The organism is Ruicaihuangia caeni, assembly GCF_040536845.1.
GTDB classification, from domain to species: Bacteria; Actinomycetota; Actinomycetes; order Actinomycetales; family Microbacteriaceae; genus Ruicaihuangia; species Ruicaihuangia caeni.
This window is the reverse complement of sequence record NZ_CP159582.1, coordinates 829,942-845,484: the sequence shown is the minus strand read 5'-3', so window position 1 is coordinate 845,484 and position 15,543 is coordinate 829,942. Positions and strand designations below refer to the sequence as shown.

The window sequence follows — 15,543 nt, the reverse complement described above, 5'->3', positions numbered from 1 at the left end:
GACGGGGCCATGCCTAGCGACGTCGAGCCGCCGATCCCTGCCGTGACCGAGAAGCCCGCCGCTCGGCGACCGCGATTGCGACTGCTGTGGCTGGCCCCATTGCTTGCTGTCATCGCCATGACCGCGTGGGTGTTCGCCTCTCCGGTCGGTTCGAGCCCCGACGACGACTTCCACCTGGTCAGCATCTGGTGCGCTGACGGGGGAGAGGATTGCGCGCCGGGGCAGCAGGAGAACACCCGGGTCGTTCCCGAGCCGCTCGTCGACTCGGCCTGCTATATGGCCGAGCCCGCCGAGAGCGCCGCGTGCCAGGAGCCGTTCGACAGCGGAGCCACGGTCGAGACCAAGCGGGGCGATTTCGCCGGGGCTTACCCGCCGATCTACTACGGCTTCATGAGCCTGTTCGCCGGCGACGACCTGGTCGCCTCAGTGCTGCTCATGCGCTTCGTCAACGTGCTGCTCTTCGTCGGGCTCAGCACCGCGCTCTTCGCTCTGCTGCCTGCCGTGCGTCGGCCCACTCTGCTGTGGACGTGGCTGATCACGACGGTGCCGCTGGGTCTCTTCCTGCTGTCGTCGAACAACCCCAGCGCGTGGGCCATCATGGGCGTCGGCATCTCATGGCTCGCACTGCTCGGCTGGTACGAGACCGCGGGCCCGCGGCGCGTGCTGCTCGGGGTGCTGTTCGGCATCACGGTGCTCATGGCTGCGGGAGCCCGAGCGGATGCCGCCGTCTACGTCGGCGTCGGTATCGCCGCGGTCGTCGTGCTCACCTTCCGCCCCACGGTGTCGTACCTGGTCCGGTCGATCCTGCCGCTCGCGGCCGCCGTGGTCTGCCTGTTCTTCTTCTTCTCGGCGCGCCAGTCGTCATCCGGCATCAGCGGCTTCGGCGGCGCCGTGGCGAACTCGCCGGCGCGCGATGTGGCGGCTGCGCCTCCCGGGCTCGGAGACGTCGTCAGTCAGATCGTCACGAACCTGACGCACCTCCCGGGTCTCTGGGCGGGAGTCTTCGGCTACTGGGGCCTCGGCTGGCTCGACACCTTCATGCCCGCCGGCGTGCTGTTCGCCGCGGTCGGCGTCTTCGTCGCGGTGACGTTCACCGGGGCTCGGCAACTCGATTGGCGCAAGGGGATCGCAGCGGCGGGCGTGCTGTTCACGCTCGTGCTCGTGCCCATCTATGTGCTCGCGCAGGGCGGTCACATGGTGGGGCAACAGGTGCAGCCGCGCTACGTGCTGCCGCTCATCGCGCTCTTCGCCGGGATCATGCTGCTGCCGACGTCGCCGAGACCCATCGGCTTCACCCGGGCGCAGCGCATCGTGCTCGGGCTCGCCCTCGTCTACGCCGTCGCGATTGCCCTGCACACGAACATCCGCCGCTATGTGACGGGGTCGGATGTCGGCGGAGCCAACCTCAACGCCGACATCGAGTGGTGGTGGGGCTTCGGGCCGTCACCGATGGCCTGGTTCGCGATCGGCGTGCTCGCCTGGGCGGGCGCCGTGTGGGTGCTGCTGCGGGAGCTGAGTGTCGGCCGGCAACTCCGCGACTTCGCCGCGGGGCCGCAGCCGGTGCTCGTCAGCCCCGGCCGATGACCCGGTAGGTCACGCTGGGCCACTGCTCGGCGCTGCTCACGCGGCGGCCGTCGATGAAGGTGCGGATGCCGGGCAGCTGGTCCGCCGAGAGCTGCCGGTACTCGGCGTGGTCTGCCTGCACCACGGCCGCGTCCACCGGCTCGCCCAGCCGGTAAGGCTCGAAGCCCAGCGCTTCCAATTCGTCGTTCGAGTACAGGGGGTCGTGCACGAGGGCGGTGGCACCGCGCCGCTTGAGGGCCTCGACGGCGCCGAAGACGCCGGAGAAGGCCGTCTCCTTGACGCCGCCCCGGTAGGCGGCGCCGAGCACCACGATGCGCTGGCCGGCGAGGTCGCCGTGAGCGCCCTCCAGCATCCCGATCGTGTAATCAGGCATGTCGGCATTCGCCTGACGTGCTGCTCGTACGACGGTCGCCTCGGGGTCGTTCCAGAGGTACAGGCGGGGGTAGACGGGGATGCAGTGCCCGCCGACCGCGATGCCCGGCTGGTGGATGTGGCTGTAGGGCTGCGAGTTCGAGGCTTCGATGACCTTGTAGATGTCGATGCCGTTCTTCGCGGCGTAGAGCGCGAACTGGTTCGCCAGCCCGATGTTCACGTCGCGGTACGTCGTCTCGGCGAGTTTCGCGAGTTCCGAGGCCTCAGCGCTTCCGAGATCCCACACGCCGTTGGGGCGCGGCAGGTCGTCGCGCTCGTCGAAGTCGAGCACTGCCTCGTAGAACTCGATCGCGCGGCGCGCGCCTTCGTCGCTCAGGCCGCCCACGAGCTTCGGGTACTTGCGCAGGTCGGCGAACACGCGCCCGGTGAGCACCCGCTCGGGTGAGAACACCAGGTGGAAGTCCTCGCCCTCCTTGAGGCCGCTGATCTCCTCCAGCATGGGCTTCCACCGCGTGCGCGTGGTGCCGACCGGGAGAGTGGTCTCGTAGCTGACGAGGGTGCCGGGCGTGAGGTGCTCAGCGAGTGAGCGAGTCGCGGCATCCATCCAGCCGAAATCCGGTTTCGCGTCCTGGTCGACGAACAGCGGCACGACGAGCACGATCGCATCCGCGCCGGGCACGGCGTCGGCGTAGTCGGTGGTCGCACGCAGTTTGCCCGCCGGTACGAGCTCGCTGAGCAGCTCCTGCAGGTGAGCCTCGCCGGGGAAGGGTTCGCGACCCGCGTTCACGGCTTCGACAGTGGTGGGATTCACATCGACGCCCACGACGTCGTGTCCCTTCGATGCGAACTGCACGGCCAGGGGGAGGCCGATCTTGCCGAGGGCGATGACAGCGATCTTCACGAAGTAGCTTCCTCTAAGCTGACGGAGGCGCGCGCTGGTAGAGCGACGCAACCCGTCGATTCTAGTGCGAGCGGTGTGGCGCGGCCCTGAGAAGCCGCGTCGTCTGGCTGCCCGAGTATTGAGGAGACGGATGCTGGCGAAGACGGCGAAGCGGGTCGCGGGCAGGATCCTGCGGCTCATTCCCGAGCCGCTGCTGGGGCGCATCCTCCCCGGCCAGTTCCGCTTCGACCCTCGCGAGATGCCGGCCCCCACTTCTCGCCCCGACGGCGACGTGCGAGTACTGATCGCCCCGACGAACTACGCCGGTCAGGGCTACGAATGGGCGCGTGCGATCGAGCGCCACATCGACGGCGCCGGCGCGGCGAGCATGGTGTGCCGCGTGGGGCGCGATTTCAGGCACCCTGCCGATGATGTCGTGCCGCTGGGCTTCTACGCTGCGTCGCGAACCTGGCAGCGTCGGCAGAGGGAGAGCGTCGCTCGCGACTTCACCCACGTGATCGTCGAGGCCGAGAAGCAGCCCTTCGGCGCGGTGCTCGATGAGACCGTCGCCGGCCAGGTGGAGTACCTGCGCAAGCGCGGCGTGAAGGTCGCGATGCTGTGCCACGGCACCGACATCCGCCTGCCGAGCAGACATCAGGAGCGAGACCCAGAATCGCCCTTCAACGATGCGCTCGCCGACGTCGCGCCGACCCTCGAGCGCAACGCGATCGACAACCGGCGCCTGCTCGACGCGCTCGGGGCGCCGGTGTTCGTCTCGACGCCTGACCTGCTGCTCGACGTGCCCTATGCCACCTGGCTGCCGGTGGTCGTCGACGGAAGCCGCTGGGGCATGGCTGAGCCCCCGCTGCTCCGCGAGCGGCCGGTCGTAGCGCATGCACCGAGCAGCGGTTCGGTCAAGGGCTCCGAACTCATCGACCCGATCGTGCAGCGGCTCGCCGATGAGGGCCTCATCGAGTACCGGCGCATCGAGAAGGTGCCATACGAGCGGATGCCGGAGGTGTACCGCACGGCCGACATCGTGCTCGACCAGTTCCGGCTCGGCGACTACGGCGTCGCGGCCTGCGAGGCGATGGCTGCCGGCCGCGTCGTCGTCGGCCACGTGAGCGACCACGCCAGGTCGAAGGTGCGCGAGGTGATCGGCCGAGACCTCCCCATCGTGGAGGCGACTGCGTCGACCCTGGAGCAGGTGCTGCGCGACATCCTCGCCGAGCCCGATCGCTACCGCGGACTCGCTGCGGAGGGGCCGGCCTTCGTCGCTGACGCCCATGACGGGCGCCGCTCGGCCGAAGCGCTCCGCGAGTTCCTCGCGCCTGGCGGTGATCTGCAGCAGCCGCTGGTCGACATGGTGATCCCCATTCACGACCCGTCACGGCCGATCCAGCGCACCGTCGACTCGCTGCTCGAGTCCGGGCTCGAGCCCGGCCGCGAACTGCGCATCAACGTCGTGTGCCACAACATCGCGGCCGACGAGATCGCGGCGGTGCTCACGCCCGAAGCCCTCGCAGCGTGCCGGCTGCTCGAACTCCACGACGGGCACTCGAGCCCGGCGGGGCCGTTCATGCACGGCATCCGCAGCGCAACCGCGCGTTACGTCTCGATCATGGGTTCGGACGACACGCTCGAGCCGGGCGCGCTGAAGGCATGGCTGGATGCTGCGGTCGCCGCGAATCTGACCGCGCTCATCCCGCCCGAGCGGCACGCCTCCGGAGCGAAGGTGCGCACGCCCCCTGTGCGGCCCTGGCGTCGCGGCCCGCTGCATCCCATCAAAGACCGGCTTGCGTACCGCACGGCGCCGCTCGGTCTCATTCGCCGCGATGTGGTCGACTCGCTCCAACTCGACATGCCGTCGCGACTGCGCGCCGGCTCCGACCAGTTGTTCGGTGTCAAGCTCTGGTTCCTCGGGAGGCGAACCGCATACGGCCGGGGGATGCCGTCTTATGTCGTCGGCGCCGATGCGAAGAGTCGCGTGACGTTCACCGTGCGGCGGGCCGATGACGAGCTCAGAGCCGTCCGCGAGCTCATCACCGATTCCTGGGTGCGCGGCCTTCCGCGCCTGGCTCGCAGAGCAATCGTGACCAAGAGCGTTCGAGTCCACGTCTTCTCGGCCGCGTTGCTGCGCACGGACGCCGATCGCTGGACCGACGACGATCGTGCCTACATCGCCGAACTGATCCGCCACTGCCGCGAGACCGCTCCCGATTTCGAGCGTCCGCTCTCACTCGCCGATCGAGCCCTGGTGGATGCTCTGCTCGCTGGCGACCGGTCGACCGCCGAACTGCGCAGGCTCCTCGCCGCACGCCGCCGATTCGGGCATCCCCTCACGGTGCTCACTCGAGACCCCCGCGGCCTGCTCGCCGTTGACGGCCCGATCCGCTTCATGGTCGCGGCGAAGCTCTTGTGATGCGACTTCTAGGATTGATCGAGTGCGAGTACTGAGTGTTGTCGGCGCGCGGCCGCAGTTCGTCAAACTGGCGCCGATAGCCGAGGCGATGCGGAGCCGCGCGGAGCACATCGTGGTCCACACCGGGCAGCACTACGACGAACTGATGTCAGACGTCTTCTTCAGGGACCTCGGCATCTCCGCTCCCGATGTGAACCTCGCTGTCGGCTCAGGCAAGCACGGTGCGCAGACGGGTGCGATGCTCTCGGGTCTCGAACCTCTGCTCGAACGGTACGCGCCCGACTGGGTGCTCGTGTACGGAGACACGAACTCGACGCTGGCTGCCGCCATTGCGGCGGTCAAGCTGCACATGCCCGTCGCTCACCTCGAAGCAGGACTGCGTTCCTTCAATCGCAGGATGCCCGAAGAGCACAATCGGGTGCTCACGGATCACGCAGCCGACCTGCTGCTCGCTCCGACCGAGGTGGCCATGCGGCATCTCGCCTCCGAGGGGCTCGCGTCAAGGTCGGTGCTCGTCGGCGATGTCATGACGGATGTGCTGTACGCGGTTCGTGACAGGGTGGCCGGTCAGTCCCTCCCGCTTCCCGCCGGGGTGGAGCCGGGTCGCTTCCTGCTGGCGACGCTGCATCGTCCTGACAACACCGACGACCGAGACCGGCTCGGAGTGATCGTCGAGCAGCTCTCATCGCTCGACCTTCCCGTCGTGCTGGCCGCGCACCCACGCCTGCGCGCTGCGGCGGAGCGATGGGGGGTCGATCTCGAGCGCGGGTCGATCCGGGTCGTGGAACCACTCGCGTATCCAGCCCTCGTCTCGGCAGTCGCGAGCAGTGCGGGGGTGATCACCGACTCCGGAGGGCTTCAGAAAGAGGCGTTCCTGCTGAGAGTCCCGTGCACGACAGTTCGGCGCGAGACCGAATGGGTCGAGACCGTCGAGTTGGGCTGGAATCAGCTCGTGGGCGACGACCTCGAGCAACTGGGTTCCGCGGCCAATCGACCACGCCCTGCGGAAACGGAGGCGACTCCGTACGGCGACGGCAGCGCGGCTCAGCGGGTCGTCGAAGCGCTCATCGCTGCGCAGTCGCCCGCGCGGCAGTAGCTCACTCGCCGGCCAGCCCTGCGAGTCGCGCCTGGTTCGCGAAGTCCGGCACGCGCTCGAGCAACTCCGAGAAGGTGCCGTGGTCGACGATGGTTCCCTCACGCATGAAGAAGATCGTGTCGGCCTCCATCACGGTCGAGAGCCGATGGGCGACGGTCACGATGGTCATCTTCCCGCGCAACGCCCGGAAGGCCTCTGTCACCGCAGCTTCCGTCGCAGTGTCAAGCGCGCTGGTCGCCTCGTCCATGACCAGCACTTTGGGCATGCCATACAGCGCTCTGGCGATTCCGAGGCGCTGGCGCTGGCCGCCAGACAGCGCCAGACCGCGCTCACCGATCGGAGCGCTGATGCCACCCGGTCTGTTCTCCACGGTGTCGAGCATCTGGGCGAGTCGGAGCGATTCGCGCACTCGCTCCTCGTCATAGTCGTTCTGCCACGTGAGCGCAACGTTCTGTGCGATGCTCGCGTCGAAGAGAGAGACGTCCTGAGGCACGTAGCCGACGTTGTCGCGCCACGCCTCGCGGAGCTCCGCGAGGTCGACGCCGTCGACTGCGATGCGTCCGCTGGTGGGGGCGACGAGGCCGAGCAGCAGGTCGATCATGGTCGATTTCCCCGCCCCCGACGACCCGACGAACGCGACCGCGGAGCCGAACGGGATCCGGATGTCGATGTCGCGCACCGCCTCGGCAGCCTTCGGCGCATACCTGAATCCGACCTGCTCGAACTCGATCGCCCGGGGATTCTCGGGCAGAGGCCGCTGGCCGGTCGCAGCGTGAACGCTTGCTGACTCTGATCGCCGGATCTCCTCCATGACCTTCTCGGCGTGCGGCTTGCTGACACTCACCTGATTCACGATCCCTTGGAACCGCACGATCGAAGGTGCGAGCCTGAAACCGGCGAGTCCGAAGAGCGCGATCGAGAGCGTTGCACCGCTCAGCCCGTCCATGAAGAACCCGACGGCTCCGACGATCGCGAACCCGCCGATGATGCCCGAGTCGATGACGTAACGGGGCACCTGACCGAGGAACTGGGCGTTGGCCCGCGCGCGCGTGCTGTGCACCCGGTTCGAGCGGACCACGCTCGCTGCTTCCGACGCCTTGTTTCGAAGGGTCACCTCTTTCAGCGCACCCACCATCTCTGTGATGAGTCGGGAACTGCGAAGCGAGTAACGCAGAGCCACCTGGCCCGCCTGCCTCGCTCGCTTCGTCACCCAGAAGAAGAGGAACGCACCGAGCAGCCCCAGATACGCGAGGGCTATGAGAGCGACCAAGGGCTGTGCTACGGCGAGCACCGCCACGATGGTCACGAAGCTCAGAACCTCGCCAACGATGGTCGTGATCGGAAGGATGAAGCCGGAGATCGTGGTCGCGACGCTGGCGTCGGTGAGACGCACGATGTCGGAGGAATTGCGTTGGAGCCGTTCGACCCAGGACGACCCGAGGTAGGTGTCGAAGAGTCGCGCGCCGAGCTCGAGCTCATAGCGAGCGAAAGCGCGCGTGGCTCGCCAGGTCAGCGTCAGCGCGAGCAGACCCTTGAGGATGATGAGGGCCGCGGCCACTGCCAGCAGCCAGATCAGACCCGTCGAATCGATAGTGCCGAGCACGGGAAGCCGAAGGCTCGTGCCTGCGACCACGGGCCCCATGATGATCGCCAGGAGCGCGAGTGCCGCGGCGTCGAGCATCGACAGCAGGCCCAGCGCGATCGAGTACACCAATAGGAACCGACGAGCGCGCCCGGGAAGGATGTCCAGCACTTCGCGATACAGCCGCCATGTCGACTTCAACGCTCGGCTCCCGGTGTTCGATGAGGGGCAAGGCATGGGCAGTCTACTGACGGCCCGATCCGCAAAGGCTTCACCGTCGATGCAGCGCAGCGGTTATCGCCGCAGCCCCTCGGTTCGCCGCTGCCTCGAGTGAGTACTGCTCATCCACCCAGGCGACCTGTTGTTCGGAGAGGCGCGGCGACGGCGCGGACAGCGCTGCCAGCATCGCTGAGGCGACCTGTTCGGCATCCCAGTCGGTGACCCATCCGGCATCCGCTTCCGGGATGATGGCTCGTGCCGGACCGACGCCGGCGAAGATCACCGGCGTGCCGCAACTCAGGCTGCTGAGAGCCTTGGTCGGAAATGCGAAGTCGTAGCCTCGTCCGGGGCGCACTGACGCGAGCGCAGCAACTGCGCCGCGGATCCAGGCGGCGGTGCGCTCAGCCGAGATGACGCCAGGGAAATGGACCCGGTTCGAGATCGGCTCGGCTCTGCGCTTCAGCGCTTCCACCTCCACGCCGCCGCCGAACATGTACAGGTGCACGTCGGGGAACGAATCGGCGACCGCCTCGAAGCCCCTCACGAAGACCTCAGCGCCGTGCACCTCCGACATGGTCCCCGTATAGATCAGGTAGCGATGCCCAGGGCTCTCCGCAGCCCCGTACGCCGCGAATCGCTCGGTGTCGATGCCGATTCCGACGACGGTCACGTCCGCGTCATCGACGCCCAAGGCTCGCAGCTGATCCTTCACGCCCTCGGATACTGCAAGCACATGCCGCGCCCGGCGAAGCACGTGCTGCTCCATCCACCGCACCGCTCGCTTCACGACGGGATGAGGCTTCACTGCCTCCAACGCTGACGATGTGACGTCCGCCGAGAAGTAGACGTATGGGATACGACGGATGCCGCAGGCGAGCCGGGCGGCGAGACCCGTGGTGGGCGGCGGCTCGACCACGACGACGTCGGCGCGCTTGGCGAACAACAGCCGGAAGAAGAGGGGCACATCGAAGCTCAGATACTGCACATAGCCGCGCACAGCGCCTGATCGATCGCGCAGCACAGGCCAGCGCTTGACGTCGGGCGTGCTTCGGCGCTCGTTCGGCGACCGCGAGGTGAGCACCTCGACTTCGAATCCCGCGGCTCGAAGCGCCCTTGCCAGGTGTCCGAGCCGGTACGCGGCCGCAGTCGGCTCGGGTTCGTACACGCGGCTCGCGATTACAGCTCTCGGGACGCTCACGGCGCCGCCGATGATTTGCTCTGAGCGATACCGACGAGAGCGCGGAAACGCTCGCCTTCGCGCTCGGCGCTCAGCTCATGCGCTGCGCGATCAGCGTTCTCCTTGAACTGGGAGACCTGCTCCGCGGTGAGCGACGAAAGGCCTGCGGCGAGATCGCGCCCGGTCCAGCCGTCGATGATCGGACCCAGGGAGTACTGCTCCACGAGTTCGAGCATCATGGGACTTCTTCCGATCACCACACCCAATCGGCCCTGTACCGCCTCGAACAGCTTGTTCGGCAGGGCGTACTCGACATTCCGAGTGACCGGCGGAAGGAAGATGATCTCAAGGTCGTAGTCGTTCACCGCCGTGCTCACCCGCGTCATCGGCACCGCCGGCACGACGCGCACCCGATCGCCGAAGGCCCGCGCCGACTCCTCGACCCGCCGGATGTTCGCCGGGTTGCCCGTGAGCATGAACGTCATCGTGAACCGGTCGTCCAGCTCGCGCATCGCGTCGAAGATCTGGTCGAAGCCTCGAGCCCAGCTCGCGAGCCCGTGGAAGAGGAGTCTGATGTTCGACGGGTCGACGGGCTTCGGACTCAGATCGTGATACGGCGGGATGCTTCGGATGACGGTCGGTCGTTGGAATCCGAAGTCGGCGGCGTACAGGTCGGCGATCCGTCCAGAGACGGTCGAGCGTGTCTGGAAGACCGGAGCTCCGATGATGCGCCGATGCCACCGGTAGTACCGCCGCGTGAGCAGTCGCCACGGGGTGAGCCTCAGTCGAGGCTCACGGAACTCGTGCAGGTCGAGATGCACATGAGCGCGGGCTGTGGCGCGGGTGAACAGTGAACGCACCTTGACGACCGGGATGTAGTCGGTGTCATCGAAGACGATCAGGTCGTAATGGCCCGCGGCGATGCGTGAGCGCGCCTCTTCCGGGAAGCGACTGACGGCGAAGCGCTTGAAGGCAGTTCGGGACGGCAGCAATCCGTACAACAGCAAGGAGCCCAGTCGAGTGGTCGTCCATCGGGGCGGCGTCCCCAGCGCGAAATGGTCACGCACCTCGTCGGATGGAGTCGGGCCGAGCGCGAGCGTATCAACGCTCCATCCGGCCTCTGTGAGCCAAGTGATCTTCCTTCGAACACGAGGATCGCTGCGCGCCTCGGAGAGCACGATGATCAGAGCCGTGCCGCCGGGTGCGAGGTTCACGACTGCCCCTTCGCGCGCTCGCCCGCGACGACCGACAGGAACACCGAGCGTTCGACGTCTGCGTTGAGGTCCTGTGCCGCGCGTTCGGAGGCGGCTTTGAAGCGCACGACGTCGTTGACTGTGACGGCATCGAGCGCGCGGGCGAGGTCCGCAGCGTCCCAACCGCTGACGACGACGCCGTTCTGATACTCGCGGACGATCTCGGCCATCATCGGGCTCTCACCGACGATGAGACCCAATCGGCCCTGGACGGCCTCGAAGAACTTGTTCGGAAGAGCGAGCTCGAGGTTCCGCGTCGTCGGACGGTAGAACATGATCTCGATGTCGAAGTCGTTCACCACCCGGCTGAGCTCCTCCATCGGTGCGGGCGGTACCACCCGCACACGGTCGCCCAGATCGGCTGCGTAGTCCTTGAGCTCGTTGATCAGCCCCTGGTCGCCGAGCAGCATCAGCGTGAGCGAGAAGCGAGGTTCGCACATGCGCACGGCATCGACCATCTGCCGCAGGCCGCGGTCCCAACTCGCGATTCCGTGGTGAAGCAGGCGGATCGCCGAATCGACGACGGGGCTCGGGCTCTGCTCGACGAATGGCGGGCTGTTTCTGATGACGGCTGGTTCGGGGATTCCGAACTCACCGGCGTACAGGCGGCTGATGCCCGTGTTCACCGTGGATCGCGAATCGAACCGGGGGTGCGCGAACGTCTTGCGCGCCCATCGGTAGCTCGGCCCCGCCAGACGGGCCCATAGGGACTTGCCGCGCAGATCCTGAGGGAAGTACTCGTGCAAGTCGAGGTGCACATGGGTCGAGCGGTTGGCGTCGCCGAAGTCTCGTCGGTCTGCGACCCAGGGCGTGAAATGACGGTCATTGAGGATGATGAGGTCGTACCCACCGCTGCGCACTCGATCGCGCACGGTGGGCGGGATCCGCGTGCGCGTGAGCGCAGCGAAGGTCCATCCTCGGCGCAGCAGGCCATAGGCGAGGAGCGAGCCGAGCGGACCGCGAGTCCACTTGGGCGCCGACCCCAGTTCGAAGTGATCGCGCACGGTCTGCGTGGAAGACGGGCCGAGACCGATGGTGTCGACGACCCACCCGTCGTCGACGAGCCAGTCGACCTGCCGCCGTACTCGAGGATCGCGGCTGATGTTCGATTCGACAGCGACAAGAGCGGTCTTCGACGGGATCATGGCGGGCCAAGCCTACCGGCTCCGCCTGCTTGGGCCGTTTCTCGGGACGCGCTATGGGAGACTGGTGATCATGGGCCGAACTTGGGCTGTGATCCCGATGTACAACGAGGGATCAGTCATCGGCTCGGTGATCGAAGAGCTCCGACGAACGTTCCCCCACGTAGTCTGCGTCGATGACGGCTCCTCCGACGACTCCGCGGCTGCAGCGCTGGCTGCCGGTGCGGTCGTGATCACGCACCCCATCAACCTGGGCCAGGGCGCGAGTCTTCAGACCGGCTTCGACTTCGCGCTCGCCGACCCGGAGATGACCGAGGTGATCACCTTCGACGCTGACGGCCAGCACCAGGTGGCCGACGCCGAGGGCATGGTCCAGAAGCTGCGCGATGAGAACCTCGACGTGGTGATCGGGTCACGGTTCTTGGACGACCGCACTTCGTTGACCGGATTGCGGCGCGCGATTCTCAGAACGGCGGCGGCCTACACGCGCGCCACTACCGGCATGGCGCTGACCGATGCGCACAACGGTCTTCGCGTCATCGGGCGGGGTCTTCTGCAGCGGATCAGGTTGAAGCAGAACCGGATGGCCCACGCATCCGAGCTCATCGACCAGATCAGCGACCTCAACGCTCGCTGGGCCGAATATCCGACCCACATCGTCTACACCGAGTACTCGCGCGCCAAGGGTCAGTCGCTGCTGAACTCGGTCAACATCCTCGTCGAGATCCTGTTCAGGTGAGCCAATGACCATCATCTTCCAAGTCCTTGCCGCGGTCGTCATCGTGATCGCGGCCTTCTTCATGGTCAGGGGCGGCGGCAGTCGTCACCAGGCGATCAGACGCATCCTGATGTTCCTGTTCATCATCGCGGCGGGACTGTCGGTGTTCTTCCCCCAGGCCTGGACCTGGGTCGCGAACCGACTGGGCATCGGGCGCGGCGCCGACCTGTTGCTCTACATCACCGTGCTCGCGTTTCTCGGCTTCGCCGCATCGACATATCGGTGGTTCCGCCGGATGGAAGCAGACATGACCGAGCTGGCGCGCCAGCTCGCGCTCGAGCGCGCGAAGCATCCGACCCAGGAGCGCGACTGAGTCGTCTCCCGGCAGCTCCTGCCGACGCTGGTGGGTGACGTCGCGGTTCAGGCGAGCCGGTGCGCGGTGCCGTCGGCGATGAGCTGCTCGGCGATATCGACGACGGCAGCCCCTTCGGCGAGGGTCACTATTCCGCTGGTGTCACCGGTTGCCACAGCGTCGCGGAAGGCCTCGTGCTCGGCGCGGAGAGGCTCCTTCTTGTTCAGGGCGTACCGGATGACGTCGCCTTCACTGACACCCCGGAATGCCGAGATCCCGGGCCAACTCAGCTGCTCCACGCCGTTGGCGTAGTACGTCAGGTCAGCGGTGAGCGTGTCTGCGACGAGAGCGCCCTTCTCGCCGGTCACGATCGTCGTCCGCTCCTTGAACGGGGTCAGCCAGTTGACCGTGTGCGATGCGATGGTGCCATTGCTCAGGGTGCCGATCGCGATGACCATGTCTTCGTGCGGGCGCCCGCTGCGGTGCGTCGTGCGAGCGTTGACCGACACATATGACTGTTGGCTCACCCAAGCGGTGAGGTCGATGTCGTGCGTGGCGAGGTCCTTGATGACGCCGACATCCGCGATGCGGCCGGGGAAGGGGCCCTGGCGCCTCGTGGCGATCTGGTAGATCTCGCCGAGCACACCGTCCTGCAGGCGGCTCCGCATCGACTGGAGCGCCGGGTTGAACCGTTCGATGTGCCCTACCCCGCCGACCAGTCCTGCTGAGGCGAAGAGCTCGACCAGCTCTCGCGAAGCCTCTGCAGTGTGCGCCACCGGCTTCTCGATGAGCGCGTGCACGCCGCGCTCCGCGAGCGTGCGGCCCATGTCCAAGTGGTACACGGTCGGAGTGGCGACGACGCAGTAGTCCACCGTGGCGAGAAAGGCATCCAGGTCTTTGGTGACGGGCTTGCCCTCGACCTTCGGATCGACACCGTCGGCCGGGTCGTACACGCCGACGAAATCGACGCCCTCGAGCGAGTTGAGCACTCGGCAGTGGTTGCGACCCATCATGCCCAGCCCGAGCACTCCGGCCTTGAGCGCAGCGGTCACGCGCCGGCTCCCGCCACTGCGTTCACGGCCTCGACGACGGCATCGCGCTCGGCGTCTGTCAGTGATGGATACACCGGGAGCGACAGCACCTGCCCGGCAGCCTCCTCGGTCACCGGCAGGTCAGCCTTCTCGGCGAACGAGGGCAGTCGGTGAATCGGCGTCGGGTAGTAGACGCCGGAGCCGACGCCTCGCTTGGCCAGCTCCTCGGCGAAACGGTCCCTGTCGTGGCCCACCACGCGGATCGTGTACTGGTGGTAGACGTGCACTGCGCCTTCGGCGACGGGCGGGACGATCACGCCCTCGAGGTGCTGGTCGAAGTACGCCGCGTTGGCCTGCCGGCGCGCGGTCCAACCCGCCAGCTTCTTCAACTGCTCGCGCCCGATGGCTGCGTGGATATCGGTCATCCGCGTATTGAAGCCCACCACTTCATTGGCGTAGCGGCGCTCCATGCCCTGGTTGCGGAGCACTCGGGCGGCGCGCGCCAGCTCGCTCGAACCGGTCGTGATCATTCCGCCTTCGCCCGAGGTCATGTTCTTCGTCGGGTAGAACGAGAATGAGGCGGCCAGGCCCCAAGCGCCCACCGGCATGCCGTTGACCGAAGCGGCATGCGCTTGCGCGGCGTCTTCATAGAGTTGCAGGCCGTGCTTGTCCGCGATCTCGGCCAAAGCGACCATGTCGGCCGGGTGGCCGTAGAGATGCACTGGCATCACGGCTTTGGTGCGGCGGGTGATGGCGGCTTCGACAGCCGCAGGATCGATCGAGAAGTGACTCGGCTCGATGTCGACGAACACCGGCTTCGCGCCGGCGAGCGCCACGGCGTTCGCGGTCGCAGCGAAGCTGAAGGAGGGAACGATCACCTCATCGCCTGCGCCCACGCCACCAGCGAGGAACGCCATGTGAAGTGCCGACGTGCCGGAGTTGACGGCCACTGATTCGCGTCCATCGACGATCTCGGCGAACTCGGCCTCGAACGCGGCGACTTCGGGACCTTGAGCCAGCATGCCGGAGCGCATGACCCGATCGACTGCGGCCCGCTCCTCATCGCCGATCTCTGGGCGTGCTGCTGGAATCATCAGTTCTCCACTTCGATGAGCGTGTTCTCGTCGGTCTGGCGGTATCTCTCGCCGCTGACCGGACAGATCCAGTCCTTATCGCCCTCGCGTCGGAGAGGCTCGCCGGCTTTGCCCACCCAGCCGACGCGCCGGGCCGGACTGCCGACCACGAGCGCGAAATCCGGGACGTCCTTGACGACGACGGATCCCGACCCGACGAGCGCCCACCGCCCAATGGTCACCGGCGCGACGCACGTGGCACTCGCGCCGATCGACGCGCCTTCACGGATGTGCACCCCGACCGGGTGCCAGTCGTCGGCCGACTTCGGGGAGCCGTCGGCGTTGATCGCCCGGGGGAAGTGGTCATTGGTCAAGACGACGGCGGGCCCGATGAAGACCCCGTGCTCGAGGCGAGCGGGCTCGTACACGAGCGCATAGTTCTGAATCTTGCAGTTGTCGCCGACATCGACTCCCGGTCCGATGTAGGCACCGCGGCCGACGATGCAGTTCTCGCCGAGGGCAGCGTTCTCACGAACTTGCGCGTAGTGCCAGACACGCGACGATGCGGCGATGCGGGCCGAATCGGCTACGTCGGCCGTCGCATGGATATTGCTCGAAGACAAGCAGACTCCTAGTCGCGTT

At 67.0% G+C, this 15,543-nt stretch carries 13 protein-coding genes; 5 read left to right on the top strand and 8 right to left on the bottom strand.

Annotated elements, in window-relative coordinates:
• Window positions 1-9 precede the first annotated feature (9 nt).
• Window positions 10-1,584, top strand: coding sequence for a DUF2142 domain-containing protein (locus ABV606_RS03840; RefSeq protein WP_353988421.1), 1,575 nt, complete (start codon window positions 10-12; stop codon window positions 1,582-1,584).
• Here the strand turns inward: ABV606_RS03840 and ABV606_RS03835 are convergent.
• Window positions 1,568-2,857 carry a nucleotide sugar dehydrogenase gene (locus ABV606_RS03835; RefSeq protein WP_353988420.1) on the bottom strand — a complete coding sequence of 430 codons (1,290 nt, stop codon included), beginning with the start codon at window positions 2,855-2,857 and terminating at the stop codon, window positions 1,568-1,570. The two genes, ABV606_RS03840 and ABV606_RS03835, sit on opposite strands and share 17 nt — an antisense overlap.
• A 130-nt stretch (window positions 2,858-2,987) precedes the next feature.
• On the opposite strand from ABV606_RS03835, the gene ABV606_RS03830 reads away from it, so the two are divergent.
• Together ABV606_RS03830 and wecB are read left to right on the top strand one after the other, a co-directional pair.
• Window positions 2,988-5,258: a glycosyltransferase gene (locus ABV606_RS03830; RefSeq protein ID WP_353988419.1), complete on the top strand. Its 2,271-nt coding sequence runs from the start codon at window positions 2,988-2,990 to the stop codon at window positions 5,256-5,258.
• 22 nt (window positions 5,259-5,280) lie between these two features.
• Window positions 5,281-6,354, top strand: a complete 1,074-nt coding sequence (gene wecB / locus ABV606_RS03825) for a non-hydrolyzing UDP-N-acetylglucosamine 2-epimerase (RefSeq protein WP_353988418.1) — start codon at window positions 5,281-5,283, stop codon at window positions 6,352-6,354.
• A 1-nt stretch (window position 6,355) separates the two neighbouring features.
• On the opposite strand, the gene ABV606_RS03820 is transcribed toward wecB, so the two are convergent.
• The 4 genes from ABV606_RS03820 to ABV606_RS03805 are packed head-to-tail and all read right to left on the bottom strand — an operon-like array spanning window position 6,356 to window position 11,730.
• A complete protein-coding gene (locus tag ABV606_RS03820) occupies window positions 6,356-8,173 on the bottom strand; it encodes an ABC transporter ATP-binding protein (RefSeq protein ID WP_353988417.1) in 1,818 nt (605 codons plus the stop codon).
• Window positions 8,174-8,207: 34 nt separating this feature from the next.
• Window positions 8,208-9,320, bottom strand: a complete 1,113-nt coding sequence (locus ABV606_RS03815; RefSeq protein WP_353988416.1) for a glycosyltransferase family 4 protein — start codon at window positions 9,318-9,320, stop codon at window positions 8,208-8,210.
• Window positions 9,321-9,349: 29 nt separating this feature from the next.
• Window positions 9,350-10,546: a hypothetical protein gene (locus ABV606_RS03810; RefSeq protein ID WP_353988415.1), complete on the bottom strand. Its 1,197-nt coding sequence runs from the start codon at window positions 10,544-10,546 to the stop codon at window positions 9,350-9,352.
• Window positions 10,543-11,730 (bottom strand): glycosyltransferase, encoded by a 1,188-nt coding sequence (locus ABV606_RS03805; protein WP_353988414.1) that lies wholly within the window; start codon window positions 11,728-11,730, stop codon window positions 10,543-10,545. The genes ABV606_RS03810 and ABV606_RS03805 overlap by 4 nt, the downstream gene beginning before the upstream one ends.
• Before the next feature lie 70 nt (window positions 11,731-11,800).
• Between ABV606_RS03805 and ABV606_RS03800 the strand changes: the two genes are divergently transcribed.
• Both ABV606_RS03800 and ABV606_RS03795 read left to right on the top strand, forming a co-directional pair.
• The gene (locus ABV606_RS03800; RefSeq protein ID WP_353988413.1) at window positions 11,801-12,466 is read left to right on the top strand and encodes a glycosyltransferase family 2 protein; all 666 of its coding nucleotides are present in this window, start codon (window positions 11,801-11,803) and stop codon (window positions 12,464-12,466) included.
• Window positions 12,467-12,470: 4 nt separating this feature from the next.
• Window positions 12,471-12,818, top strand: a complete 348-nt coding sequence (locus tag ABV606_RS03795; RefSeq protein ID WP_353988412.1) for a DUF2304 domain-containing protein — start codon at window positions 12,471-12,473, stop codon at window positions 12,816-12,818.
• A gap of 47 nt (window positions 12,819-12,865) precedes the next feature.
• On the opposite strand, the gene ABV606_RS03790 is transcribed toward ABV606_RS03795, so the two are convergent.
• From ABV606_RS03790 to ABV606_RS03780, 3 genes are read right to left on the bottom strand one after another with little or no spacing between them, the layout of a single operon-like run.
• Window positions 12,866-13,849 carry a Gfo/Idh/MocA family oxidoreductase gene (locus tag ABV606_RS03790; RefSeq protein WP_353988411.1) on the bottom strand — a complete coding sequence of 328 codons (984 nt, stop codon included), beginning with the start codon at window positions 13,847-13,849 and terminating at the stop codon, window positions 12,866-12,868.
• Entirely contained in the window at window positions 13,846-14,922 is a 1,077-nt protein-coding gene (locus ABV606_RS03785; RefSeq protein ID WP_353988410.1) for a DegT/DnrJ/EryC1/StrS family aminotransferase, read from the bottom strand. Before ABV606_RS03785 ends, ABV606_RS03790 begins: the two co-directional genes overlap by 4 nt.
• Window positions 14,922-15,524 carry an acyltransferase gene (locus ABV606_RS03780; RefSeq protein WP_353988409.1) on the bottom strand — a complete coding sequence of 201 codons (603 nt, stop codon included), beginning with the start codon at window positions 15,522-15,524 and terminating at the stop codon, window positions 14,922-14,924. The genes ABV606_RS03785 and ABV606_RS03780 overlap by 1 nt, the downstream gene beginning before the upstream one ends.
• Between the last annotated feature and the right edge of the window lie 19 nt (window positions 15,525-15,543).